This window comes from Microcoleus sp. B6-A1, assembly GCF_036705085.1.
GTDB lineage: Bacteria > Cyanobacteriota > Cyanobacteriia > Cyanobacteriales > Microcoleaceae > Microcoleus.
In genome coordinates this window covers 157,033-180,099 of record NZ_JAUBTU010000002.1, presented here as the reverse complement: position 1 = coordinate 180,099, position 23,067 = coordinate 157,033, and the positions used below count along the sequence as shown (strand labels likewise).

Below are 23,067 nucleotides of genomic sequence, written 5' to 3'. Positions count from 1 at the left end.
AGTTTTTCTTGCAATTCTGCAATGATTTTTTGCAGCCCCAGTACCATTTCTACCAGTTCAGCTTGGCTCAACTGCTCGATTTCGGTTTTTTCCTTCTGTCTGGTTGCTGCGGGCTTTTTCATTCTTTTATTTTACCAGATGCCGCCACTTAAGTCTTTTTTGACCTGAATCCTTACAACAGTGAAATCTTAAAACAGTTGGCGACAGAGAAACTGGTAGAGATGATCGTTGAGCAGGCAAGGGCTATAGAGCAATGGCACAGAAAAAGTCTCAATCACGCCCTCCGTTTAGATTTCAAGACAGAGCGAGGTTCCTGCATTCGAGGATACGGTTTCGGTCTGCGTTTCAAGACTCTAGGTTCGGAACGCTCAGGTCGAATCATGAGTAAATTAGTTGCCACCTGTTCCAACAGCAATTGATGCCATTGTCGCTGTTGGCGTTTCCCTGTAGTTGCCAACAGCGTCAAGAACTGATTAAACAACTGCCGAGTTGATTGGAATGTATCCGCTCAATAAATCGGGGTAACAGTAAAAAAATAAGGTTCACAATCTAGGCACAGCATGGTAGAATATGACATATTATTATTAATCATAAAATCAAGAATGTCATAGTCTTTTTTAGCCACTAAAGTCACAATTAACCGTGGGTTTATACGACACTTACTACAGGAATCAAGTGCCAATAATTCAGAGCCTTTATATTTTTTTGAATTTCTTCAATCAGACCAGGACACACCCAGAGAATAAACCGAAGATTGTTGACGAATAATCGTCCCTAGAGATGGAATATTTCCCAGGTAAGAAATACGGTCGTGCATATATTCAAAAAAGCTAATTCCTAATTTGCGGGTAGTCGCCACCAGAGACATGAAAACATCCATCGCCTTAGTTCCTTCACAAGTTTGGGTTGCATAACTAATATTTCGTCGCTGCACGATTGTTCTAGCAGCTAATTGGGCCGGGTTATTATGTAAAGGTAATTCCGGATGCTCCAAAACTAAAAGCAACTCAGATATTTTACTCAAAGTTAATTTTGTATCGGCTCAATAAGTAGGGGTAGGAGAGAAAAAAAAGTAAGCAGAGTACACAAAGTGTCATAAAATAGGACACATGACGCCAAAGATTATTTCACAAGACAAGTCATCCTTCAAGATACTGCAAACCATCGACCCAAAAGGTATTGCAGACGAATCCATGCGTCACACAGTAGAGATATTACTGAACCTAATAGAGCAATTAGAATTAAAAGTCAAAGACTTGGAGTCAGAGAATCAACGGTTAAAAGATGAAAATAACCGATTGAAGGGAGAGCAAGGAAAACCAGACATCAAAGCCAAGTCCAAAGGATTCAAAAGCCAGCACTCATAGCGAGAAAGAACGAAAAACCCCAAAAAAGCACAGCAAAGGCAGTAAGAACGCCACAATTAAAATAGATCGAGAAGAAATACTAGAATATCCTTGCATACCAACTACCAGCAGATGCAGAATTTAAAGGATACGAACAAGTAATCATCCAAGATATCAGCTTGGCAACCGACAACATATTATTCCGCAAACAGAAATATTACTCACCCTCAGTCGGAAAAACTTATGTAGCAGAATTACCAATGGGCTACGAAGGAGAATTTGGACCAGGAATCAAAGCCTTAATCATTAGTTTGTACTATGGTGGCAATATGACGCAAGGCAAACTACTGGAGTTTTTAGCAGATCTAGGTATTTCTATATCAGCGGGTTATTTATCCAACCTGTTAATCAAAAACCACTCAGGTTTTGAAACCGAGAAAAAAGAAGTTTATGATTCAGGACTAGCAAGTAGTCTGCAGGCAACACTTCGACCAAACTGGTGCGCGTGTAGGTGGAGTAAACCATACTACCAATATCATCTGCAACCCTTTATATACAGTCTACTTTACAACAGCGAATAAAGACAGATTGACTGTCCTGAAAGGATTACAGCCAGGACGAGAACTAGAATTCCTGTTGAATCCACTCACATTCTCACTAATTGGGGACTTCAAAATCCCGACTAAATGGCAGAATGCTCTCAAGCTATTACCTCAAGAAACGGTGTTGAGTGAGTCACAGTTTAATCACCTACTCAATAAGTATCTACCCAAACTGGGTGTTCAACAACTGACCCGGATTAAGGAAGCAGCAGCTATTGCCTTCTACCATCAGCAAACAGATTGTCCAGTCGTACAAACTCTTTGTTGTGATGATGCTCCGCAATTCAAGTTAATCACTGCCGAGCGAGCGTTATGTTGGGTACACGAGGGAAGGCATTACAAGAAGTTAAGCCCGGTATTCCCTTGCCATCAAGTAATTTTAGGGCAGTTTATCGAAGATTTTTGGGATTATTATCGGGAATTATTAGCTTATAAAGATGCTCCCAGTCCCGAAGCTGCACAGCCTTTAAAGGCTAAATTTCGGCTGCTTTTTGAAACTCCGAGTGGCTATGAATTGTTGGATGAGCGCAAACAATTAACTGCGACAAAAGTATCGGAGTTGCTGAGAGTTTTAGAGCATCCTGAATTACCTTTACACAATAATCCGGCTGAGCTAGCTGCCAGAACTATGGTGCAGCGACGTAATATTAGCTATGCAACTCAAACGATTGAGGGTACGAGGGCTTGGGATACTTTTATGTCTCTTGTTGCTACTACTCGTCAGTTGGGAATCAGTTTTTTCGATTATGTCCGGGACCGAATTTCTCAACTTCGAGTTATTCCCTCTCTCTCTACTATTATTCGCGAATAATCTTCTCTTCATCCCTTGGGCTTGTCTTGGCAACTAGAATAACTGCTCCCCCTATTTATTGAGCCGATACGACCCGACTATAACTTAATTGAATTCGTAGGAAAATCGACAAAAGAATATATTGTCAATCGATTTTTTACATCACTTGAAGAGCTAGAGTATTTATTGCATAGCCTCTTAAATGAATGACATTTAATAATTAAATGGGGGCGAAAAATCCAAAACAAGGGTAATGCTTGTATCACTGTTTAAATGTGCAACAGCTTACCAACAATCTTCCTTCTTCCTTCTGCTATTCCTCTAGGTTAAGAGCGTCAAGAGCGGTTAATTAAAAAAATTAGTGATTTTGAATACAATTCCCGACTCAACAGTCGATCGAACTCCTCAATTTTCGATGCGGATCTAAAATTCACCTAAAGTTTAGCGCCCTTTCGCAAAACCCTTCCTAAGATAGAAGTTGGGGGACGATCGGTCTCTTAGCCGATTTAGGGGCAAGTGTCAAGGACTCCATCGAACCCAAATCCACAGCAGCAAGACAGGGAGGTTATCAATATCATGGTACAAGCGCCGACAGGGGAAACCCGACTGGGCCCGATCGATCAGGTGCAAGCCTTAGACCGCGATTGCACTACTCTATCCCGTCACGTACTCCAGCAACTTCACAGCTTTTCAGCAGATGCTCAGGATCTCAGCGCTCTGATGAATCGCATCGGGCTCGCAGCCAAGCTGATCGCGAGGCGACTCAGCAGAGCCGGATTAATGGCAGATGCCTTGGGGTTTACAGGGGCTACGAACGTGCAGGGAGAATCCGTCAAAAAGATGGATATCTATGCCAATGAAGTGTTTATCTCGGTCTTCCAGCAAAGCGGACTTGTCTGCCGCTTGGCTTCCGAGGAAATGGAAAAACCCTACTACATTCCCGAAAACTGTCCGATCGGGCGTTACAGTCTGCTCTACGACCCCATAGACGGTTCTTCCAATCTTGACATCAATCTCAATGTAGGCTCCATATTCAGCATCCGCAAGCAAGAGGGGGACGATGCAGATGGCTCTGCTTCCGACTTGCTGCAACATGGACACAAACAAATTGCCGCTGGCTATGTACTCTACGGCCCCAGTACCATGTTGGTTTATTCGATCGGTCAGGGTGTTCATTCCTTTACCCTCGACCCCAGTTTGGGCGAGTTTATTCTAGCTAACGAAAACATTAAGGTTCCCGATCGCGGCCCGATTTACAGCGTTAATGAAGGCAACTTCTGGCAGTGGGAGGAATCTTTGAGAGACTACATTCGCTACGTACACCGCAGCGAAGGCTACACCGCCCGGTACGGCGGGGCTTTGGTGGGAGATTTCCACCGGATTTTATTCCAGGGAGGCGTGTTTTTGTACCCCGGAACGGTCAAACAACCGGAGGGCAAATTGCGTTTGCTCTACGAATCTGCTCCTTTGGCGTTTTTGATGGAGCAAGCCGGCGGGCGCGCCAGTACGGGCATTCAAGACATCTTAGACGTTGTGCCGACCAAGCTGCACGAGCGATCGCCCTTGATTATCGGCAGTAAAGAAAATGTAGCGATGGTCGAGTCTTTTATTCAAGATCGATCGCGCAATCCTAGAACAGTCCAAGAGTGAAGTCATTAGTCATTAGTTATTGGTAATTAGTCATTAGTTATTGGTCATTAGTTATTGGTGATTAAAACCAAAAAATCACAACTAACAACTAACAACTAAGCAAGACCCAATGCTTTTAGACCCGATCCTAAATTCCCAATTAACAGCTATCAAATTGTAGGAGTTACAGTAATGACAGCAACACCAACGAATCACCTGTTAGAAATCAAAGAAATTGGCCAAAGTATCTGGATGGACAATTTGACTCGCGATCTGATCGAGTCCGGCGAACTAAAACAGATGATTGAAAGTCGAGGACTGCGCGGGATTACATCTAATCCGGCTATTTTTGAGAAAGCGATCGCGGGTAATGTGATTTACGACGCGGATATCGAAGCGGGCATCCGGGCGGGTAAATCTGTAATGGAGATTTACGAATCTCTGGTATTTGAAGATATCCGCAACGCTTGCGACATCTTCGCCCCCGTTTACGCAGAGTCGAAGGGTTTGGACGGCTACATTAGCATTGAAGTGCCACCGACGATCGCCAACGACACAGAAAGCACGATTAGCGAAGCCATACGCTATTACCAAGCCCTCGGCAAAGAAAACGTGATGATTAAGATTCCGGGAACCGCTCAAGGTTTGCCCGCAGTCGAGCAAGTCATCAGCGAAGGAATTAACGTTAACGTGACTTTACTGTTCTCGGTTGACAGCTACGTCGAAACCTTCTGGGCTTACATTCGCGGATTGGAAGCGCGGGTGGCTAAAGGTTTGGATGTGAGCAATATTGCTTCTGTTGCCAGTTTCTTCTTGAGCCGGATCGACATCAATATCGATGGCAAGATTGACGAGAAACTCAAAAATGTCACAGATATTTCCACCAAAGCTAAACTGGAAGCGGTGAAGGGGAAAATTGCGATCGCCAATGCGAAGGTAGCTTACCAGAAGTATAAAGAGATCGTAGCGAGCGATCGCTGGCAAGCTTTAGCAGCCAAAGGAGCGAAAGTGCAGCGCTTGCTGTGGGCTTCCACCAGCACCAAAAACCCCAACTACAGCGATGTCATGTACGTCGATGAACTAATCGGCCCCGACACCGTTAACACTTTGCCGCCGAACACTGTTGAAGCTTGTTTCGATCACTGCGATGTCGCACCCCGGATTGAGAACAACGTTGCAGAAGCTTACACGCTAATCGAAAGTCTCAAAGATCCCGACATCGACATCAACTTAGACCAAGTGATGGCAGACTTGCTCTTGGACGGGATTGATAAATTCGTCACCCCGTTCCAATCCCTGATGGATTCCTTGCAAGAGAAAGTGCAGAAGCTCTCACCCGTTGCCTAGTGTGATATCTGTATCCTTAGAGGCAGAAGCATTTAGGAGTCGGAATGGATAATTGTTTTGGTTCCTAAATGCTGAGTTTCCATTCCTAACTACGAAGCACAGATTAGCTATCTGGCCGAGCAACTAGCAGAAATGAGTAGCAAAGAAACAGAGTAATTCGGGGTCTTCCCGAATCTTCAGTAGTTAATCTACCTGCTACGCCAGATCCCACCCTTGAGGAAGGTGGAGACGCTTGAAAGGTCACAACCTTAATGGGATTTTCTCAGCTATAGAGATTGCTAGTCCCAAGCGGTTAGGGGAGGAACATCGCCTAGTTTCTGAAGGTAGAACACCAAACCGATTAACAAGCCCTCAAGCCGATCGAAGCAAACTTAACCCAATATGTGGAGAAGGCAGAAATGCCAAATTATGTGTTTCTTTTGAATACCGATAAAATGCCATTAGATCTGATTCATCCTGCTCGTGCGAGAGAGATTCAATCAAAGGGGAAGGCGAAAGTGTTTCGCCAATATCCCTACGTTTTGATTTTGCCAGAGCGAGTGCAAAATCCTGTCACAAAGTTGTATTCCATCAAGATAGATCCGGGGTCAAAATTCACCGGATTCGCCTTGCAATGCGGTCAAGATATTGTGTGGAGGATGGAGTTGCAGCATCGTGGCGAAACGATTAAAGCAGGCCTGGAGCAACGGGCAGGATTCAGACGGGGAAGACGTTCTCGCAATCTGCGGTATCGCAAAAAGCGGTTAGATCGCCGCAAACCCGAAGGATGGTTAGCACCTTCCATTCGGCACCGCGTCTTAACCGTTGAGACGTGGATTAAGCGGTTGATTCGGTATTGCCCCGTGGAGTGCATTGAAATTGAGCAAGTTCGCTTCGATATACAGAAGTTGCAGCATCCTGAAATCAACGGTATAGAGTATCAGCAAGGGACGTTATTCGGCTATGAAGTGCGTGAATATCTGTTGCAAAAATGGGAGAGAAAATGTGCGTACTGTGGCACTGAGAATGTGCCATTAGAAATCGAACACATTTATCCAAAATCAAAAGGAGGAAGCGATCGGGTTTCTAATCTCACATTGGCTTGCCATGCTTGTAATCAGGCGAAAGGCGATCGAGACATCAGAGATTTTTTATTACAAAAGCCGAGCACCCTAGATCGAATTCTCAAACAAGTAAAGCAACCTTTGAAGGATGCGGCAGCAGTCAACGCGACTCGTTACGCAATTGTGCGAATGGCGAAAGGATTATGTGATTCGGTCAAATGCTGGACGGGTGGGAGAACGAAATATAACCGATGCTCTCAGGGGTTAGAAAAGGCTCACAGCATTGATGCCGCCTGTATTGGGGAATCAGGGCAGTCGATCAATTTGCGAACCCATCAACCTTTACTTGTTACCTGTAAAGGACATGGGAACCGTCAAGCACGGCGCGTCAACGCATCAGGATTCCCGGCAGTCAAGAGGGCGAAAGATGTGTTTCATCATGTCAGTGCTGGCGATATTGTCAAGGTTTCGATCAACAAGGATAGAAAAAAGGTGAAAGCAGGAATCTACACCGCACGGGTGAAAACCCCAAACAAGAACGGTTGTGAAGTTCTCATCAACGGGAACCGAATCAGCTTTTCAACCATGAAAGATGTACATTTCGTTTACAGGAATGATGGTTATGGATACGCATTCTCAGACTGCGAAATACTAAGAAATACTCCGAAATACTCCAAGATTTCGTTGCCGAACGCTATAACTGCTAATTATCAAGCCGTATTAGCGCGGCTGTCAGCTTTAGAAGGAGCAAAATAGAAACATGGTCACAATTCTTGAAAACCCGCTGCGGGTAGGTTTGCGAAAAGAACGAGTGCCGGAACCACAAATTCTGGTCATCTTCGGAGCTTCTGGGGATCTCACCCAGCGCAAACTGGTACCTGCAATTTATCAGATGAAGCGCGATCGACGCTTGCCACCGGAAACTACCGTGGTGGGAGTTGCCCGCCGCCCTTGGAGTCACGATTACTTCCGAGAGCAAATGCGCGAAGGCATTGAAGAATTTGGCGGCGGCATTGGCAATGAAGAATTTTGGCAAGATTTCGCTAAAGGTTTGTACTACTGTCCGGGCGACATTGACAACCCCGAAAGCTATGAAAAACTCAAAGCTTTCTTAGCCGAACTCGACGAAGAAAGGAGAACTCGCGGCAATCACATATTTTATCTGTCGGTTTCCCCGAACTTTTTCCCAGAAGCAATTAGGCAACTGGGCGCGGCTCAAATGCTAGTCGATCCAGTAAAACACCGCTTAGTAATTGAAAAACCCTTCGGCCGCGACTTGAGTTCAGCAAAAGCTCTTAACCGAGTCGTGCAGAAGGTTTGCCAAGAACAGCAAGTTTACCGGATCGACCACTATTTGGGTAAAGAAACTGTTCAGAATTTAATGGTGTTCCGGTTTGCTAACGCGATTTTTGAACCGCTGTGGAATCGGCAATTTGTCGATCACGTACAAATTACAGTTGCAGAAACAGTAGGCGTAGAAGACCGGGCCGGTTACTACGAATCCTCTGGGGCGTTGCGGGATATGCTGCAAAACCACTTGATGCAGATTTTCTGTCTGACGGCGATGGAACCGCCGAACTCGCTCGACGCTGACAGCATCCGCACCGAAAAGATGAAAGTTCTGCAAGCAACTCGCTTGGCAGATTTGAATAACTTAGAGTTCTCAGCGATTCGCGGTCAATATTCCGCAGGTTGGATGAAGGGCAAACAGGTGCCGGGGTATCACGAAGAACCGGGGGTGGCTCCCAACTCGACAACGCCGACTTTTGTGGCCATGAAGTTTATGATTGACAACTGGCGCTGGCAGGGAGTGCCTTTTTACCTGCGAACCGGCAAACGGTTGCCGAAAAAAGTTAGCGAAATTGCGATTCAGTTCCGCGAAGTTCCGCTGCTAATCTTTCAGTCCGCGGCCCAACAAACTACTCCTAACGTTTTGACTATGCGCGTGCATCCGAACGAGGGGATTTCGCTGAGGTTTGAGGCGAAAATGCCGGGGCCGGATTTGCGGACGCGGACGGTGGATATGGATTTCAGTTACGGTTCTTCCTTTGGGGTGACATCTTCGGATGCTTACGATCGCCTGTTAATTGATTGTATGCTGGGCGACCAAACTTTGTTTACCCGTTCTGATGAAGTGGAAGAAGCTTGGCGGGTGGTAACGCCGGCGTTGATGGCTTGGGAATCGTCCAACGACCAAGATTTGGTTCCTAAATACGAAGCGGGTACTTGGGAACCTGCGGAAGCAGAACTGCTAATTAACAGAGATGGCCGCAAGTGGCGCAGACTTTAAGAGTCAGTCGATTTTAGATTTTAGATTTTAGATTTTAGATTTACTGGACAGATGAATCTGAGAGCTTAAACTAGGGTCTAAAATTTTCTGATCTCCAGGACTACTGAACTAATGACCAATCACTGATGACTAAAAACTGACAAAGGAGAAAAAACCGATGACGATGACACCGATGAAAGCTCCGCCTCTGGTTTCGCTACAAAGTCCTAAAGATGTGTCGATCGACCAAATAGAGGCCGAATTGAGTCAAATTTGGGAAAGTTACAGAGAATCGGGGTCGAAGGGCGATTTTCCGATCGCTAGTAGGGCAACAACTTTTACTTTTGTAGTCTACGAACCCGAAGAAACTCAGCGGTTATTGGCGGATCTAGGGTTTTACGACGGGCCGGTGGACGGTATTACCGGGCCGATGACGGCATCTAGCATCAGGGCTGCTCAAAAAGCTTACGGACTGCCGAGAACTGGCAAAGCTAACGCTGAATTGCTGGCGACTTTGCGGGAAGAAGTGGCTCGCAAAAATTCCAATGGCGAGGAGATGGGATCGAGTGGTTTGGGTTCGGGGGGTTCGGGCGTGGCTGACGCGATCGTGGCTGCCAATCCCTGCCGGATTATTGCTCTGTGTCCGACGGCGGGGGAAGATACGGGCGTGCAGGCTCAAGTGGCTGCTTATTGTCCGGTTCACAAGCGCACCAGTGGCAATCTGATCTGCTGCGAGTACATTACGCTGCGCGGTACGGAAGCTGCTTTGGAACGGGTGAGCGGCATCGTGACGGCGTTGACTATCGCTGATTTGCCGACGCTGCTGTGGTGGAAGGCGAATCCTGATGCCGATCGAGGTTTGTTCCAGCGGCTGGCGGCAGTTAGCAGTTCTGTGATTGTTGACTCTAGCAGCTTTGCCGAGTGTGAAGCGGAATTGCTGTTGATGCAAAGTCTGATCGAGGAGGGAATTCCGATCGCGGATCTCAATTGGCGCCGGCTGGCCGCGTGGCAGGAGTTGGCTGCTGAGGCTTTTGACGCCCCGGAACGTCGCGCTGCGATTCGGGAAATTGATCGGGTGACGATCGATTACGAACAGGACAATTCTACGCAAGCGCTGATGTATTTGGGTTGGCTGGCGAGTCGGCTTCAGTGGCGTCCTGTTGCTTTCAAACAGGAAGAGGGCGATTACCACATCAAGCGAATTAAATTCGCCGGGCCGGACGAACGCGTTGTCGAAGCCGAGTTGGCTGCTATTCCTACTGCTGATTCGGGCGATGTCGCGGGCGATTTGATTGCTCTGCGTTTGAATTCTACGAACGAGAAGGCTGACTGCGGTACAGTGCTGTGTTCGGAAGCGGGTGGCTGTATGCGGATGGAAACGAAGGGCGGCGCTCAAACCGATCGGTTTAACCAGGTGAGTCCTCTGTTCGATCAGGTGACGGAACAGTTGCTGGGCCAGCACTTGCAGAGTTGGGGCCGAGATGTGCTTTACGAAGAAAGTTTGGCAGTGACGGCTCAAATGCTGAAGTTGGCTAAGCGGTAAAAAGAAGTTCGGCAACGGATTGTGTAGCGGATGTAACGGATGTAACGGATGGATGGAATCAGGAGAAAGGAGAAAGGAATAAGCAAGACGGATTGAGTTAATATTCAGTGGGGCAGGCAATGTCTGCCCTACTTTTTTAGGAGTTATGAATTTTAAGTTAGGAGTTTTGAATTAATCCTGTTATTTAACTCAAAACTCTAAATTACTTCCCAAAAGCCACTAAATTACCTCTCTTCTTCTCATTCTTCCTTCGCGCCCTAGCGCTTACGCGCGGCTTCGCCTAACGCGTCTTCGCGGTTCGTTAAATATGTATTTTTTGTGAATAACCTAGAACTATGGCTTTAGTAATTGCTGGCGAACGCAGCGGTGCGGGAAAGACTACTGTGACGATCGCCCTTTTAGCTTTTTTAATCCGTCGCGGCTTGAATGTTCAGTCTTTTAAGGTAGGCCCGGATTACATTGACCCGATGTTTCATGCTTTTGTTACTGGTCGCCCCTGTCGGAATTTAGACCCGGTATTAACGTCTGAATCTTATGTAAAAAAGTGTTTTTATCGTCATATTCAAGATGTCGATTATGCCTTAGTTGAAGGGGTGATGGGACTATTTGATGGAGTGAGTCGAAGGAATCAGGAATCACAAAGGCACGACACGGATACAGGGATTAATTATCGAAAAGAAGAAGGCAATTATGATTTTTCCTTTGCTTCTACGGCTCATGTGGCTTATTTGCTGAATTTGCCGGTATTGTTTGTGATAGATTGCAGCAGGCTCTCTGGTTCTGTGGCTGCGATCGCCCACGGTTTTCGTTCTTTTAACCCTGACCTTAAATTCGCTGGTTTGGTGCTGAATCGGGTGGCGAGCGATCGACATTTGGAACTGCTTCAAGATGCTCTCAAACCGATCAATTTACCTATTTTGGGCGTTTTGCGTAGGGATGAGGCTGTTACTATTCCCGATCGACATTTGGGGCTGATTCCTGCTGAGGAGTTGCCGAATCTTCATGCTGCGATCGATAAACTGGCTGATTTGGCTGCTGTTAGTTTTGACTGGGAGCAACTTTTGCCTTTGTTGGCTGCAACTCGAAATGGGGGGGGTGAGGGGTCTGAGCAACTTTCGGGTAGGCACAGTCTCCCTTCGGGAATTGTAACTCAAAAAAATGATGTTGTCAACTGTTTGGGAAAACAATTTGGAGTGAGGATTGCGGTTGCGCGCGATCGGGCTTTTAATTTTTACTATCAGGACAATCTTGATTTGTTGGAAGAGTTGGGTGCCCAGTTGGTGTTTTGGAGTCCTCTTGATGACTCGGTTTTTCCTGACAATGTGCAAGGGTTATATTTTGGTGGTGGTTTTCCCGAAGTGTTTGCTCAAAAATTGAGCGGTAATGTTTTAATTCGGGATGCGGTAAGAAGTGCGATTTTTTCGGGAATGCCGACTTATGCGGAGTGCGGCGGTTTGATGTATTTGTGCGATTCTATTGTAGACTTCGATGGCAATTCTTGGCCAGGGGTGGGTGTGTTGGAAACTGCTGCTGCGATGGGAAAGCGTTTGACGCTGGGATACCGAGAAGCGGTGGCGGTGAGGGATAGTTTGGTGTTAACTGCTTTTGATGAGGTTTGGGGACATGAGTTTCATCGATCGCATTTAACTGTTGAACCGAGTAATCCAGTTTATCACAGTTGGAGGTATGGGAAGCGGGGGGAGGTTGAGGCGGTTGCTGAAGGTTGGGGAGTTTGTCAGGTACACGCTTCTTATTTGCATTTGCATTGGGGTGCTCGGCCTGATATTCCGGCTCGTTTTTTGCAGCAGTGTGCTGAGTTTGATTGTAAGGGTGTTTTGGGCGATCGAGAAAGCGAACTGGATTTTTTTATTTAATTAACCGCAGAGGGCACAGAGGGCACAGAGAAGAGAAGAGAGAGGAGTTACTGTATTAAAATGCTTTTGATGGAAAGCAGGGAGGGGGTGTTGGGATTTATGAGCGAATCAATTTCGACTAAGCAGTTGTTTGCCCAATGGGTGACACGGGAGAATTTTCGGAGTTACGGTCAAGTTATCTTTACGGCTGTTGATGGCAAGTCTTTCGATGCTGAGGATGCTCAGTTAAATTTGCAAAATGGTGTTCCTAGATTTTACATTATGCGGCTCCATAAGGAAGGTCGCAAGTTTCGCAAAATTACGCGGCACGTTGAATGTACTCAGTGTTTGGGTTCTTTGGATGGGAAGGATTGGTTGATGGCGGTTGCGCCTCCTGGGGATAGCGATAAACCGAGTTTAGAGGATATGGCTGCTTTTCGGATTCCGGGCAATTGTTTTATTAAGTTAGATGTGGGGACTTGGCACGCTGGGCCGTATTTTGATGCGGATTTTGTTGATTTTTACAATCTGGAATTGAGCGATACTAATGTGGTTGACCATTTTACTTTTGATTTTGTGAAAAATCACAATCTGGAGTTTGAGATTGTCTGATGTTGGCGATTTGTAGTTGCGCTTTCTTTTTGGTGATTTTTGAGTAAGATTTTTTAACCGCAGAGGGCGCAGAGGACGCAGAGGAGGAGAAGGAGGGGGTTCGCAAGTGATTGGGGAATTATTTTGGAATCACTAGGCCCAATCGCAACTAGGAAGGATAAAGTTTACAAGTATTAAAATAGCTGCAATTGTCATGCCTGAGCAAAAGTATAGCATTGTTCTGCGCGAATGTCGTTTGTTAGGTGCGGGCGATGATCGCCCAACGGTTGATATTGCTATCGAGGATGACCAAATAGTCGCCGTTTCGCATCGGGTATCAGAACTTGGCGAACGCGAAATCGACATTCAAGGCAATTTAGTTAGTCCTCCTTTTGTGGATTCGCACATTCATCTCGATTCGGCTTTGACTGAAAGCATCCAGGATACAAGCCCCCGGATTCATCGGTGGAGAAATAAAAACCTGTATCCGATGAAACTTGCCCCCCGAATTTATCCGTGGGGTCAATGCTTCAGTCTAAAATCTAAAATCTAAAATCTAAAATCTAAAATCGATTGACTGCGGGGGAACCGCGATGGAATGAAAGCGGCACTTTGTTCGAGGGTATTCAAATCTGGGGGGAACGCAAGCAATGTTTAACTCTGGATGATGTCAAAAAACGGGCTGTAGAAACTTTAAAGCTGCAAGCGTCTCAAGGGATTTTGTTTGTCAGGAGTCACGCTGATGTTAGCGAACCGACGCTGACTGCTTTGCAAGGACTTTTGGAAGTTCGTGAACAAGTCAAAGATTGGATGACTCTGCAAGTTGTGGCTTTTCCTCAAGACGGGATTTACGGAAGTCCAGAAAATGACAAACTCTTAGAGAAATCTCTGGATATGGGTGCGGATGCTGTGGGCGGGATTCCGCATTATGAGTTGACGCGGGAAGATGGGGTGAAGTCGGTTGAGCGAATTTTTGAACTTGCTGAAAAATACCATAGATTAATAGATGTTCACTGCGATGAAATCGATGATGAACAGTCGAGATTTTTGGAGGTTGTAGCGGCTTGTGCGATTAGAAGCGGGGCTGGTTCGCGGGTGACTGCAAGCCACACGACGGCTTTCGGTTCTTACAACAATGCTTATGCTTTTAAGCTGATGGGAAGTTTGGCCAAATCGCGAATTAATTTCATCGCCAATCCTTTAATTAATATCACCCTGCAAGGCCGCGCTGATACTTATCCCAAACGCCGTGGGGTGACGCGAGTTAAGGAGTTGTGGCAGCAGGGATTGAATGTGAGTTTTGGCCACGACTGTGTGCAAGATCCTTGGTATAGTTTAGGTACGGGAAATATGTTGGATGTCGCTCATATGGCGGTTCATGTTTGTCAGATGACGGGAATGGCTGAGATTGCAGCTTGTTTTGATATGGTCACTGTCAACGGTGCTAAAACTCTCAATCTGGGAGATGATAATTATGGGATAGAGGCGGGGAAACCTGCTAATTTGATTGTGTTGGACGCTGAGGATTGTTATGATGCAATTAGGATGCGCGCTGCGGTTCGCTATGTGATTTCGCGGGGAAAGTTGCTGGCGGAAACTGAACCTGCTAAAATTAGTTTTTATGGTATTTGACAAACAATATTTGAAGCTGTTAAATTGTGAATCAAGGTGCTATTCCCGATGAGAGTCCGAGAAATTTGCCGGAGCAACTTCTGTTGCAAGATGCTAAAGCTAGCGTCGGCAAACGAATTCTAGGCAGTGCAGATAAGCCGTTGGGAGATGCTCCCCGATTGGTCGCTAATTACGGGGGCAAAGTCGGTGATTGGGTTAAAATGGTTAGTTCCCAAACCGCAGTAATTGAGGGAGCAGTTGTTGAAGTACATTGGTTCAGAAATAACGAGACTGCCCAAACTGTTGAGTTTAAATTCAAACGTACATATCCTAAAACTACACTAAAAAATCTGTAGTTATAAAAAACATGAAAATTCGCTGTATTGCCAATACAGGTAATGCTCTCCCTGAAAGTTACCTCAAGCCTGAGTTCTATTTTACGAAAGAAGTGGAATTTCCGCTAACGCTTGGCAAAGAATATGTTGTCTACGCTCTTTACCAATCGCAGGGTAATGTTTGGTACTATATCTGTGACGATAACTACACCTATTATCCCATGCAGAATCCTGCACCGCTGTTTGAGGTGGTTGATAGTAGAGTTTCTAAGTATTGGCGGTTTGAACTAGCACCGAATGGGCGGTTAGAGATTGCTTTTGAGCAGTGGTTTACTGACCCTTATTTTTATGATAAGCTGACGGATCAGGAAGAGGCAGAGGTTGAGGTTTTTGAGAAGGTTAAGGAATTGATGGATGCTGAGGATTTTGCTTTGCCTCCGCTGGATGTTGCAGTTGAGAAGTTGCGGGAAAGTGTCAGTGTTTGAGTTGAGAAAGTGGGAAGGTAAATTTAGTCTTTTGCCGTTGATTCAAACAGCTTTTTGACAAATAACATCTGCAACTGTTAAACTATGAATCAAGGTGCTATTCCCGATGAGAGTCCGAGAAATTTGCCGGAGCAATTGCTCCTGGAAGATGCTAAGGCTGGTAATTGCATAGTCATTCATTGCGGTACAGATAGACTGTTGGGCGATGCACGGAGACTTATTGCTGTTTATGGCGGGAATGCTGAAGATTGGGATAAAATGACAAGTATTGAGGCTTTTGAAATTAATGGAGCTTCCGTACAAGTCCATTGGTTTCGGAACAGTCAGACTCTTCAAGATGTGGAGTTTAAGTTCAAGCGACAGTATCCCAAAACAGCCCCTAAAAATCTGTAGGTAATCAAGTTATGAAAATTCGTTGTATTGCTAAGACTGGTGAATCTCTTCCTGAAGAATATATAGATCCGCCACGCGGTTACACTAGAAAGGTTGAGTTACCGCTAACTATAGGCAAGGAATATGTTGTTTATGCTATCCGAGAATGGAAAGGGACTATTTGGTACTACATCTGCAATGATAATTATAGCTATTATCCCATCCATAATCCGGCGCCGATGTTTGAAGTGGTTGACAGCAGAATTTCTAAGTATTGGCGGTTTGACCTTTCACCCAATGGCTTGTTAATGATAGCGTTTGAACAGTGGTTTACTGACCCTTATTTTTATGATAAGCTGACAGACCAAGAAGAGGCGGAGGTTGAGATTTTTGAGAAGGTTAAGGAATTGATGGATGCTGAGGATTTTGCTTTGCCTCCGCTGGATGTTGCAGTTGAGAAGTTGCGGGAAACTGTTAGTGTTTGAGTGGAAAAGTGCGATCGCAAATTGTTTCTTTACCACCTTGACTCAGAGATATTGAAATGGTATCAAAGAGGAATAACCCGAATTTTGAAAAAAAATGAACGATAAAATTGAATCCAATAAAAACTATGAGGCAGTAGGCGATGATGATGTTTTGTTATTCGGTCAAACAACTTTTCTGGTACGAAAGTTTAAAGAGCTATCGGGTAGCAAGTTGAGTGAGATCCTGGGGATTCCCGCAAATGGACAATACATAAGGGATTGGATGAGAGAGCTAAAGATTAACCCAGAAACAATAATTAGTGTAGGCGAGATAAACTGGAAATCGCATGAAGAAGGAATCGATTGTCAAATTATCAAAATTGGTTCCAAGGGTTGGCAAAAAGGAAAGGTTCAAATCGAAGTTAATAAAAACATAAAGTCTGGGGAAACGCAGACATCTATAAAGTTTTGTCCTGATGAACCACTAGAGCCAAAATCTCCTTTAGATGATATCAGACAATCTGAGGAATACAAAAAACTGAGCAATAATAACTGACAGCCCGATCGCCCTTACAATACAATAATCGATCGCACTCCAAGGCTAGCAAGAAAAAAATGACAAATATAGAAGAATATGTCGATCGCACCGCCGAACTGATAAACTTACCCTTAGACCCGGAACACCGCCCCGGTGTTGTGGTAAACTTCGAGAGAATAGCTGCGATCGCCCGACTCGTTACTGAATTCCCCTTACCCCCAGAAGTAGAAGTCGCGCCGGTATTTGAACCTTAGATTTTGAACCGCAGATGAACGCAGAGGAACGTAAATTTTTAGCACAAGCGGATGCAGTCGCCACAGCATCAGCGGTTAAAAGTGGTAAAATTACAGCGACAGCGGTTGTGACTGCGGCATTAGAACGAATTGCCGATCGAGATAACGTCCTCAATTGCTTTACTGCAATCACTGAATCAAGCGCACTCGCAGCAGCCGAAAATATAGATAATTCGATCGCAAATAACCAAAACCCAGGCCCTTTAGCAGGCGTTCCCTTCGCTGTCAAAAACCTGTACGACATCGGCGGAATTACTACCCTAGCAGGGTCAAAAATCAACGCTGACAATCCTCCGGCTACCCAGGACGCGGCCGTGGTCGCCCGACTAAAACAAGCCGGGGCTGTGCTTGTAGGTACGCTCAACATGGATGAGTACGCCTACGGTTTCGTCACGGAAAACAGCCACTACGGGCCGACTCGCAATCCCCGCGATACTGCGCGCATCGCCGGCGGTTCCAGCGGCGGTTCCGCAGCAGCAGTCGCCGCCGGTTTTGTACCCATCACCCTCGGTTCTGATACTAACGGTTCCATCCGCGTACCGGCTGCTTTGTGCGGTGTCTTTGGGTTTAAGCCTACTTACGGCCGTTTGTCAAGGGCTGGCGCTTTTTTATTTTCGAGTAGTTTGGATTGTGTGGGGCCGTTTGGGCGCTCGATCAGGGATATGGCGCTGCTGTACGATATCCTGCAAGGCCCTGATTCTCGTGACCCAGTTTGCACTCAACGCCCGCCTGAACTTTGTTCGCCGCAGTTAAATCAAGGCATCGAAGGATTGCGAATTGCTGTTGCTGACGGGTATTTCGCCACAGGGGCCGAACCGGAAGCAATGGATGCTGTAGAAATAGTTGCTAAAGCCTTGACAAATGTCTTGGATTGTGGTAAAGGCACAGAAAAAACAACAAACCCCCCAAAAATAGGGGGGCTTGCAACTGTCACCATACCGGAATCCGATCGCGCCAGGGCTGCGGCGTTTATCATTACCGCCTGCGAGGGCGGAAACTTGCATTTAGACAATTTACGATCGCGCCCTCAAGACTTCGATCCGGCGACGCGCGATCGATTTTTAGCGGGAACCCTGATCCCTGCGACTTGGTACTTGCAAGCGCAGAGATTCAGACAGTGGTACCGCGATCGAATTCGCGAAATATTCCAACAAACAGACATCATCCTCGCACCCGTCACCCCGATAGCTGCCCCTGAAATTGGCGTCGAGAAAATGGTAATAGCCGGACAAGAAACAAGAGTGCGTCCCAATCTCGGACTGTTCACCCAACCCCTATCATTTATTGGCTTGCCCGTTCTTTGCGTGCCCGTACAGCGGCCCGGCGCTTTGCCCTTGGGGGTACAAATTATTGGTGCTCCCTACAGCGAAGCGGTGATTCTCCGAGTCGCTGCGGTACTAGAATCGCAAGGCATTATATCTGCCGAATCAATTTAGTGCTAATAATTCTAGGGTTTGTTGTTGCGGTGGAAGCGTCTCTTAGTCCTTCTGGCAATAGCTTTGCGCTTCTGCTTTTCCAACGGGGTTTCAAAGTGGCGGTGCTTTCTCATGTCGGGGAAAATACCCGCTTTAGAAACTTGTCGCTTAAACCGTCGCAGGGCTGACTCAATCCCTTCATTTTCGCCTATTACAACTTGGGTCATTATTTCTCCTTAGTGTTTGTCAGATCAAGTTTTATCATATCAAGCTTTTTGACCGCGCGACCTGTTGGAGGTCGGGCGATCGGTCAAAACCCCAAAATCATACCAGAAAATTGGTTCGTAGTGAGGACTTCAGTCCTTCTTTTTTGCGGACTGAAGTCCTCACTACAAACCAAAATTTTCGTAGTGAGGAATGCAAGTCCTGCTTTTTTGCGGACTGAAGTCCTCATTGACTACTGACTACTGACTACTGACTACTGTCAACTGACTACTGACTACTGACTACTGACCAACTGATTTTCCTGCCGCAGGTAAGCTTGAATAAACGGGTCTAATTCGCCGTTCATCACATCTGCGATGGCGGTTGTTTCCACTCCAGTACGCAAATCCTTGACCATTTGGTATGGGTGAAAAACATAATTGCGAATTTGGTTGCCCCAAGCCGCCTCCACCATATCGCCGCGAATCTCGGCAATTTCCGAAGCCCGCTGTTCCTTAGCAACTACCAACAGCCTAGCCTTGAGTAATGCCAAAGCTTTTTCCTTATTTTGCAACTGACTGCGTTCTTCGGTGCAGCGGACAGCCAAACCGGTAGGAAGGTGCACGATGCGGACTGCGGTTTCCACCTTGTTAACATTTTGCCCGCCCTTGCCGCCCGCGCGGGAAGTCGTGATTTCCAAATCCTTTTCGGGAATGTCCAACTTGACGGATCGATCGAGAATTGGCATCACTTCAACGCCTGCAAAACTGGTTTGACGCTTGTCATTAGCATTAAAAGGCGAAATTCTGACCAAGCGGTGAGTGCCTTTTTCCGATCGCATATAACCGTAAGCGTAGCGGCCGACAATTTCCAAAGAAGCAGATTTAACACCTGCTTCCTCTCCCTCGGAAATTTCCATTAAATGTACTTTGTAACCTTGACTTTCCCCCCAGCGGGTGTACATCCGCAGCAGCATTTCGGCCCAATCTTGAGCATCTGTGCCGCCGGCCCCGGCGTTAATCGTCAAAACGGCGCCGCCTTCGTCGTAGGGCCCGGATAGTAATTGTTGCAGTTCCCACTGGTCGAGTTCGCGGGTTAACCGAGAAAGACTTGATGAGGCTTCTTGGAACAGGGACTCGTCGGCTTCTAACTCCAGCAGTTCTAAAATAGCTTTAGCATCTGCCAAGCTAGTTTGCCAGCCGCGATATTGGTCTAAATGAGATTTGAAGTCATTAAGTTCTTGGAGGGTTTCTTGAGCTCTATCTTGGTCGTCCCAAAATGCTGGTTGGGCGCAGATTTGCTCTAAGTCTTGAATTTTGGCTGTAAGTGCGGGGATGTCAAAGATAGTCCTGGGTTGTACCCAGTCGATCGCACAATGTTTCGATGTTGTGTTTGATGTCTAGAACTTCCACTGTTAGTTCTCCTAGTTGTGGGGTGTCTTGTCGATTTTAGCTGAAATTTCGACATTTCAGCAATTAATCCGTGTATCCGTGTCCAAATCCGTGTTGTGCCTTCCTGCTTAGATATACTGCAAAGCCGTTGAGTTCAAAACTTTACCGCCTTAAAAAATCAAAATTCCCAAAAAGTTGCTAGAATCTAAAATCAGGTTAACGAGCTCGATGGAAGTTAACTGCCATGATTTCCCCAGAACTAAAATTCAGCTTGCCGTCCACCGAAGACCTGCCCTGTTCGGACGATACCCCTGTGGATAACGAAGACCAGAATCTGCTGCCGAACCTATTGTTGTTTGTCCTGACCGGTATTTGGTCGGCTCGCATGGATTGGTACTTTGGGGTGGATATGGCGGTGTATCACACTACAGGAATAAGTCCCAAAGTGCCTGTCGTCCCCGACGGGTTTCTCAGTTTGGGGGTGGAGCGCCGAAAAGGGGGCAAATCTCGCCGCAGCTATGCTGTCTGGGAAGAAAACGAGGTTGTGCCGATCGTAGCATTGGAAATGGTGTCTCACAAACCCGGTGGGGAATACGACGATAAAATGTCGATTTATGCCGGGTTAGGGGTTTTATACTACATTATTTACAACCCCGAATTTTGGCGGCGCGATCGCCATCAACCGTTTGAAGCCTACAAGCTGATTGACGGGCAGTATCGCCAGCAGATTGGCGAACCCTATTGGATGCCAGAAGTGGGACTGGGCATGGGGCGATCTGGGCAAGTTATTGGGGGCATCGAGCAAGAAATTCTAGTTTGGTACGACGAGTCGGGAAATATCTATCCCCTGCCGGATGTAGCGGCGGGGCAGATGCGCGAACAGTTGAGGGTAGAACAACAACGAGCTGAGGTTCAACAACAGCGAGCCGAACGCCTAGCTGAGTATTTGCGATCGCAAGGGATCGATCCCGATAACCTGCCTGAATCGTGACATGAAATTCGATCGCTTGACCGCATTCTTCCTTCTATCTTGTGACAACAGTCAACAGTCAACAGTCAACAGTCAACAGTCAACTGACTTCTTATATATACTGCGAACCTGTGGAATTGAAAGTTTTACCGCATTCGTGAGCGCATACGTCCAACCTTTTAGAACAGGAAAAACTTTTTGTGAGGTCTTCGCGAAACCAATCACTTTCCAGGGCATCTTTCACCGATTGAGTTCTGAGAGAATTAAAGCCCTCTCCGTATTTTTCAATTAAAGCCAGCATCTGCGGTCTGTAAGTATCATTATAAACAGCGTATTTAGTATGACTTACCCAACAACAAGGCCAGAGTTCCGCTTCAAAACTGATAAAAATGTCTTTGCTAGCTTGAGTTTGGCAGCTAATTTCTACATTTCGGTAGTAATTGTTTAGGCTACCAAATTTTTCTACAGCTTGGATAAATTGGTCTCCCTGTGGATTTTTATATTGTTCCAACGATGGGGGTTGAAGTTCTTCGCTGGCTGGCTTTGATGGGACGGGCTGAGTTTGAGCGGGTGCTTGAGAGGTTTCGATAGCTATAGCTTGATACCAAGCATAATTGGCTTTTTCTGGTTGCCCCAACTGCGTCAACACTTTAGCTAAATTGCGATAAGCTCCGGCAAAATTGGGTTTAAGCTCGATCGCCTTTTGGTAATAAGCACTAGCGGGCTGCCACTGTTGCTGTTGAGCATAAAGACTGCCGACATTAGCATAAACTTCGGGAAAATTAGGTTGGATTTTTAGTGCCTTTGCGTAACAATCTGCTGCTGCTTGCATCTTCCCCAAACCTTGAACAGCATTGCCTAAAGTTTTCCAGGCTGCTGCAAAATTAGGTTGAATTTTTAGGGCTTGTTGGCTGGCTGCGATCGCCTCTGAGAGCTGTCCTTGTTTCAAACAGTCCTCAGCTTGTTGGTGCAACCCAACAGCCGTCTGTGTTTGATTTTGAGGGGCTGAGGCATTAGTTGTTGCTGGTTGGTTGGGGCGATCGCTCTTGGCATCTACCTGAGAGTTTTCTGCCTTCTGAGGCTGTTGATTTGCGGACTCTTTCTCATATATCTCTTTCGCCACAAAACGAGAGGTAGCTTTCGGTACAAACTCGACAAATCCTAGTTGTTGGGCTAAATCCCGCGCTGCTTCTACTTGGTGCTGGTTGTGTTCAAATATCAAGTAGTGCCAGACAGCTTTTCCGCCAGCTTGGATGAAGGCATTAACCGACTGCATTATTCTATCCCAGTTGGTATTTTTGCGGTAAATGCTGTTAGTATCTGCCAAGCCGTCGATACTAAAAGTTACGTTGTCGTTGTCTCCTGTCATCGCCTTTGCCAGGGCTTGCCACCAGTCGGGATTGCGTCCGCTACCATTAGTATAAAGCCCGATTTGAGGAACTCCCATGCGATGCCAATATTCGATCGCCGGAATTGTGGTATTGCTAGTCATAGCATCGCCGTAGTTGCCGCACATATACACCAAATCCAACTGAGAGCAAAACTCTTGTGGGAAAATTCTCTCAATATCCTCCATCTTTAATTCTGCCCCCGGCAAAATCGGGTTGTCGGTGCGGGGACACTGGGGACAAGCTGCATTGCACCTGGAGGTAATTTCTACGCTGACTCTCCTGATATCTTCATATTTTAAGTACATGAGTTTTCTCCAATTAATTTGTGATTAATATTGAAATCGCGATCGACAGAATTAGATAACAAGACCTTGGATAGAGTGATTAAAAAGTAAAATTATACCTCATGCCTGTCGCCTGTGGACATGATATAAGTTTTTTGTATGACGGACAGAGGACGAGAGGACGAGATGACCGAAGAACGAGCCCGCCGGGCCCCTGGCTTTAGACACGGGGATAAGTCGGTAGCGGTTTCAACCGCCTTCAGTTTTTGATATAATTCAAACAGCAAGTAAGAATAACCAT

General features: G+C 46.2%; 24 protein-coding genes and 1 pseudogene. 21 read left to right on the top strand and 4 right to left on the bottom strand.

The features are described 5' to 3' along the window. Positions 1 to 715: 715 nt before the first annotated feature. Positions 716 to 1,024 carry a hypothetical protein gene (locus QUB11_RS01530; RefSeq protein WP_333389472.1) on the bottom strand — a complete coding sequence of 103 codons (309 nt, stop codon included), beginning with the start codon at positions 1,022 to 1,024 and terminating at the stop codon, positions 716 to 718. 85 nt (positions 1,025 to 1,109) lie between these two features. On the opposite strand from QUB11_RS01530, the gene QUB11_RS01525 reads away from it, so the two are divergent. The 20 genes and pseudogenes from QUB11_RS01525 to QUB11_RS01430 all read left to right on the top strand — a co-directional run bounded on the left by QUB11_RS01525 (position 1,110) and on the right by QUB11_RS01430 (position 18,547). Next, positions 1,110 to 1,367: a hypothetical protein gene (locus QUB11_RS01525; protein WP_333199374.1), complete on the top strand. Its 258-nt coding sequence runs from the start codon at positions 1,110 to 1,112 to the stop codon at positions 1,365 to 1,367. Positions 1,368 to 1,525: 158 nt separating this feature from the next. Next, the gene (locus tag QUB11_RS01520) at positions 1,526 to 1,927 is read left to right on the top strand and encodes a hypothetical protein (RefSeq protein ID WP_333199372.1); all 402 of its coding nucleotides are present in this window, start codon (positions 1,526 to 1,528) and stop codon (positions 1,925 to 1,927) included. A gap of 55 nt (positions 1,928 to 1,982) precedes the next feature. Then, a complete protein-coding gene (locus QUB11_RS01515; RefSeq protein WP_333389470.1) occupies positions 1,983 to 2,759 on the top strand; it encodes an IS66 family transposase in 777 nt (258 codons plus the stop codon). A 69-nt stretch (positions 2,760 to 2,828) separates the two neighbouring features. Next, positions 2,829 to 2,948, top strand: a pseudogene (locus tag QUB11_RS01510) (IS630 family transposase); the annotation flags it as partial. A 366-nt stretch (positions 2,949 to 3,314) separates the two neighbouring features. Then, positions 3,315 to 4,388 (top strand): class 1 fructose-bisphosphatase, encoded by a 1,074-nt coding sequence (gene fbp / locus QUB11_RS01505; RefSeq protein ID WP_333199369.1) that lies wholly within the window; start codon positions 3,315 to 3,317, stop codon positions 4,386 to 4,388. A gap of 171 nt (positions 4,389 to 4,559) precedes the next feature. Continuing rightward, on the top strand, positions 4,560 to 5,714 hold the full coding sequence (gene tal, locus QUB11_RS01500; RefSeq protein ID WP_333199367.1) for a transaldolase: 1,155 nt from the start codon (positions 4,560 to 4,562) through the stop codon (positions 5,712 to 5,714). A gap of 398 nt (positions 5,715 to 6,112) precedes the next feature. Next, on the top strand, positions 6,113 to 7,513 hold the full coding sequence (gene iscB / locus QUB11_RS01495; protein WP_333199366.1) for an RNA-guided endonuclease IscB: 1,401 nt from the start codon (positions 6,113 to 6,115) through the stop codon (positions 7,511 to 7,513). A 4-nt stretch (positions 7,514 to 7,517) separates the two neighbouring features. Then, positions 7,518 to 9,047 (top strand): glucose-6-phosphate dehydrogenase, encoded by a 1,530-nt coding sequence (gene zwf, locus QUB11_RS01490; protein ID WP_333199363.1) that lies wholly within the window; start codon positions 7,518 to 7,520, stop codon positions 9,045 to 9,047. 157 nt (positions 9,048 to 9,204) lie between these two features. Next, the gene (gene opcA, locus QUB11_RS01485; protein ID WP_333199362.1) at positions 9,205 to 10,569 is read left to right on the top strand and encodes a glucose-6-phosphate dehydrogenase assembly protein OpcA; all 1,365 of its coding nucleotides are present in this window, start codon (positions 9,205 to 9,207) and stop codon (positions 10,567 to 10,569) included. Positions 10,570 to 10,904: 335 nt separating this feature from the next. After that, positions 10,905 to 12,443, top strand: coding sequence for a cobyrinate a,c-diamide synthase (locus QUB11_RS01480; RefSeq protein WP_333199360.1), 1,539 nt, complete (start codon positions 10,905 to 10,907; stop codon positions 12,441 to 12,443). A 99-nt stretch (positions 12,444 to 12,542) separates the two neighbouring features. After that, entirely contained in the window at positions 12,543 to 13,034 is a 492-nt protein-coding gene (locus QUB11_RS01475) for an ureidoglycolate lyase (RefSeq protein WP_333199358.1), read from the top strand. 193 nt (positions 13,035 to 13,227) lie between these two features. Then, positions 13,228 to 13,566 (top strand): hypothetical protein, encoded by a 339-nt coding sequence (locus tag QUB11_RS01470; RefSeq protein ID WP_333199356.1) that lies wholly within the window; start codon positions 13,228 to 13,230, stop codon positions 13,564 to 13,566. Positions 13,567 to 13,586: 20 nt separating this feature from the next. After that, entirely contained in the window at positions 13,587 to 14,645 is a 1,059-nt protein-coding gene (codA, locus tag QUB11_RS01465; protein ID WP_333199354.1) for a cytosine deaminase, read from the top strand. Between the two features lie 26 nt (positions 14,646 to 14,671). Continuing rightward, positions 14,672 to 14,980: a hypothetical protein gene (locus QUB11_RS01460; RefSeq protein WP_333199352.1), complete on the top strand. Its 309-nt coding sequence runs from the start codon at positions 14,672 to 14,674 to the stop codon at positions 14,978 to 14,980. An 11-nt stretch (positions 14,981 to 14,991) separates the two neighbouring features. Continuing rightward, positions 14,992 to 15,444 carry a hypothetical protein gene (locus tag QUB11_RS01455; protein ID WP_333199351.1) on the top strand — a complete coding sequence of 151 codons (453 nt, stop codon included), beginning with the start codon at positions 14,992 to 14,994 and terminating at the stop codon, positions 15,442 to 15,444. Positions 15,445 to 15,528: 84 nt separating this feature from the next. Further along, positions 15,529 to 15,837, top strand: a complete 309-nt coding sequence (locus tag QUB11_RS01450; protein ID WP_333199349.1) for a hypothetical protein — start codon at positions 15,529 to 15,531, stop codon at positions 15,835 to 15,837. 11 nt (positions 15,838 to 15,848) lie between these two features. Next, complete coding sequence (locus QUB11_RS01445) at positions 15,849 to 16,301, top strand: hypothetical protein (protein WP_333199347.1); 453 nt, start codon at positions 15,849 to 15,851, stop codon at positions 16,299 to 16,301. A 94-nt stretch (positions 16,302 to 16,395) separates the two neighbouring features. Then, the gene (locus QUB11_RS01440; protein ID WP_333199345.1) at positions 16,396 to 16,836 is read left to right on the top strand and encodes a KGK domain-containing protein; all 441 of its coding nucleotides are present in this window, start codon (positions 16,396 to 16,398) and stop codon (positions 16,834 to 16,836) included. Between the two features lie 59 nt (positions 16,837 to 16,895). Continuing rightward, complete coding sequence (locus tag QUB11_RS01435; protein ID WP_333123882.1) at positions 16,896 to 17,072, top strand: DUF4089 domain-containing protein; 177 nt, start codon at positions 16,896 to 16,898, stop codon at positions 17,070 to 17,072. Positions 17,073 to 17,086: 14 nt separating this feature from the next. Next, positions 17,087 to 18,547, top strand: a complete 1,461-nt coding sequence (locus tag QUB11_RS01430) for an AtzE family amidohydrolase (RefSeq protein ID WP_333389468.1) — start codon at positions 17,087 to 17,089, stop codon at positions 18,545 to 18,547. Between the two features lie 11 nt (positions 18,548 to 18,558). Here the strand turns inward: QUB11_RS01430 and rpsU are convergent, their stop codons facing one another. Together rpsU and prfB are read right to left on the bottom strand one after the other, a co-directional pair. Further along, positions 18,559 to 18,753 (bottom strand): 30S ribosomal protein S21, encoded by a 195-nt coding sequence (gene rpsU / locus QUB11_RS01425; RefSeq protein WP_006632476.1) that lies wholly within the window; start codon positions 18,751 to 18,753, stop codon positions 18,559 to 18,561. Positions 18,754 to 19,025: 272 nt separating this feature from the next. Continuing rightward, positions 19,026 to 20,142, bottom strand: a protein-coding gene (gene prfB / locus QUB11_RS01420; RefSeq protein ID WP_333389466.1) for a peptide chain release factor 2 whose coding sequence is annotated in 2 segments (ribosomal slippage) — positions 19,026 to 20,069 and positions 20,071 to 20,142 — 1,116 coding nt in all. Because the reading frame shifts where the segments join, the coding sequence is not laid out codon by codon here. A gap of 223 nt (positions 20,143 to 20,365) precedes the next feature. Here prfB and QUB11_RS01415 point away from each other — a divergent pair. After that, positions 20,366 to 21,112 (top strand): Uma2 family endonuclease, encoded by a 747-nt coding sequence (locus QUB11_RS01415; RefSeq protein WP_333389464.1) that lies wholly within the window; start codon positions 20,366 to 20,368, stop codon positions 21,110 to 21,112. A gap of 91 nt (positions 21,113 to 21,203) precedes the next feature. On the opposite strand, the gene QUB11_RS01410 is transcribed toward QUB11_RS01415, so the two are convergent. Further along, complete coding sequence (locus QUB11_RS01410) at positions 21,204 to 22,787, bottom strand: tetratricopeptide repeat protein (RefSeq protein WP_333389462.1); 1,584 nt, start codon at positions 22,785 to 22,787, stop codon at positions 21,204 to 21,206. Positions 22,788 to 23,067: the final 280 nt, after the last annotated feature.

What these genes read in the sequence shown, in the direction of transcription:
- tal (WP_333199367.1), top strand. Translation starts at nt 4,560, where the DNA reads ATGACAGCAACACCAACGAATCACCTGTTAGAAATCAAAGAAATTGGC.
- zwf (WP_333199363.1), top strand. Translation starts at nt 7,518, where the DNA reads ATGGTCACAATTCTTGAAAACCCGCTGCGGGTAGGTTTGCGAAAAGAA.
- QUB11_RS01525 (WP_333199374.1), top strand. Translation starts at nt 1,110, where the DNA reads ATGACGCCAAAGATTATTTCACAAGACAAGTCATCCTTCAAGATACTG.
- QUB11_RS01435 (WP_333123882.1), top strand. Translation starts at nt 16,896, where the DNA reads ATGACAAATATAGAAGAATATGTCGATCGCACCGCCGAACTGATAAAC.
- rpsU (WP_006632476.1), bottom strand. Translation starts at nt 18,753, where the DNA reads ATGACCCAAGTTGTAATAGGCGAAAATGAAGGGATTGAGTCAGCCCTG.
- QUB11_RS01470 (WP_333199356.1), top strand. Translation starts at nt 13,228, where the DNA reads ATGCCTGAGCAAAAGTATAGCATTGTTCTGCGCGAATGTCGTTTGTTA.
- iscB (WP_333199366.1), top strand. Translation starts at nt 6,113, where the DNA reads ATGCCAAATTATGTGTTTCTTTTGAATACCGATAAAATGCCATTAGAT.
- QUB11_RS01410 (WP_333389462.1), bottom strand. Translation starts at nt 22,787, where the DNA reads ATGTACTTAAAATATGAAGATATCAGGAGAGTCAGCGTAGAAATTACC.
- QUB11_RS01475 (WP_333199358.1), top strand. Translation starts at nt 12,543, where the DNA reads ATGAGCGAATCAATTTCGACTAAGCAGTTGTTTGCCCAATGGGTGACA.
- opcA (WP_333199362.1), top strand. Translation starts at nt 9,205, where the DNA reads ATGACGATGACACCGATGAAAGCTCCGCCTCTGGTTTCGCTACAAAGT.
- QUB11_RS01445 (WP_333199347.1), top strand. Translation starts at nt 15,849, where the DNA reads ATGAAAATTCGTTGTATTGCTAAGACTGGTGAATCTCTTCCTGAAGAA.
- QUB11_RS01455 (WP_333199351.1), top strand. Translation starts at nt 14,992, where the DNA reads ATGAAAATTCGCTGTATTGCCAATACAGGTAATGCTCTCCCTGAAAGT.
- QUB11_RS01450 (WP_333199349.1), top strand. Translation starts at nt 15,529, where the DNA reads ATGAATCAAGGTGCTATTCCCGATGAGAGTCCGAGAAATTTGCCGGAG.
- QUB11_RS01430 (WP_333389468.1), top strand. Translation starts at nt 17,087, where the DNA reads ATGAACGCAGAGGAACGTAAATTTTTAGCACAAGCGGATGCAGTCGCC.
- QUB11_RS01415 (WP_333389464.1), top strand. Translation starts at nt 20,366, where the DNA reads ATGATTTCCCCAGAACTAAAATTCAGCTTGCCGTCCACCGAAGACCTG.
- QUB11_RS01440 (WP_333199345.1), top strand. Translation starts at nt 16,396, where the DNA reads ATGAACGATAAAATTGAATCCAATAAAAACTATGAGGCAGTAGGCGAT.
- fbp (WP_333199369.1), top strand. Translation starts at nt 3,315, where the DNA reads ATGGTACAAGCGCCGACAGGGGAAACCCGACTGGGCCCGATCGATCAG.
- QUB11_RS01480 (WP_333199360.1), top strand. Translation starts at nt 10,905, where the DNA reads ATGGCTTTAGTAATTGCTGGCGAACGCAGCGGTGCGGGAAAGACTACT.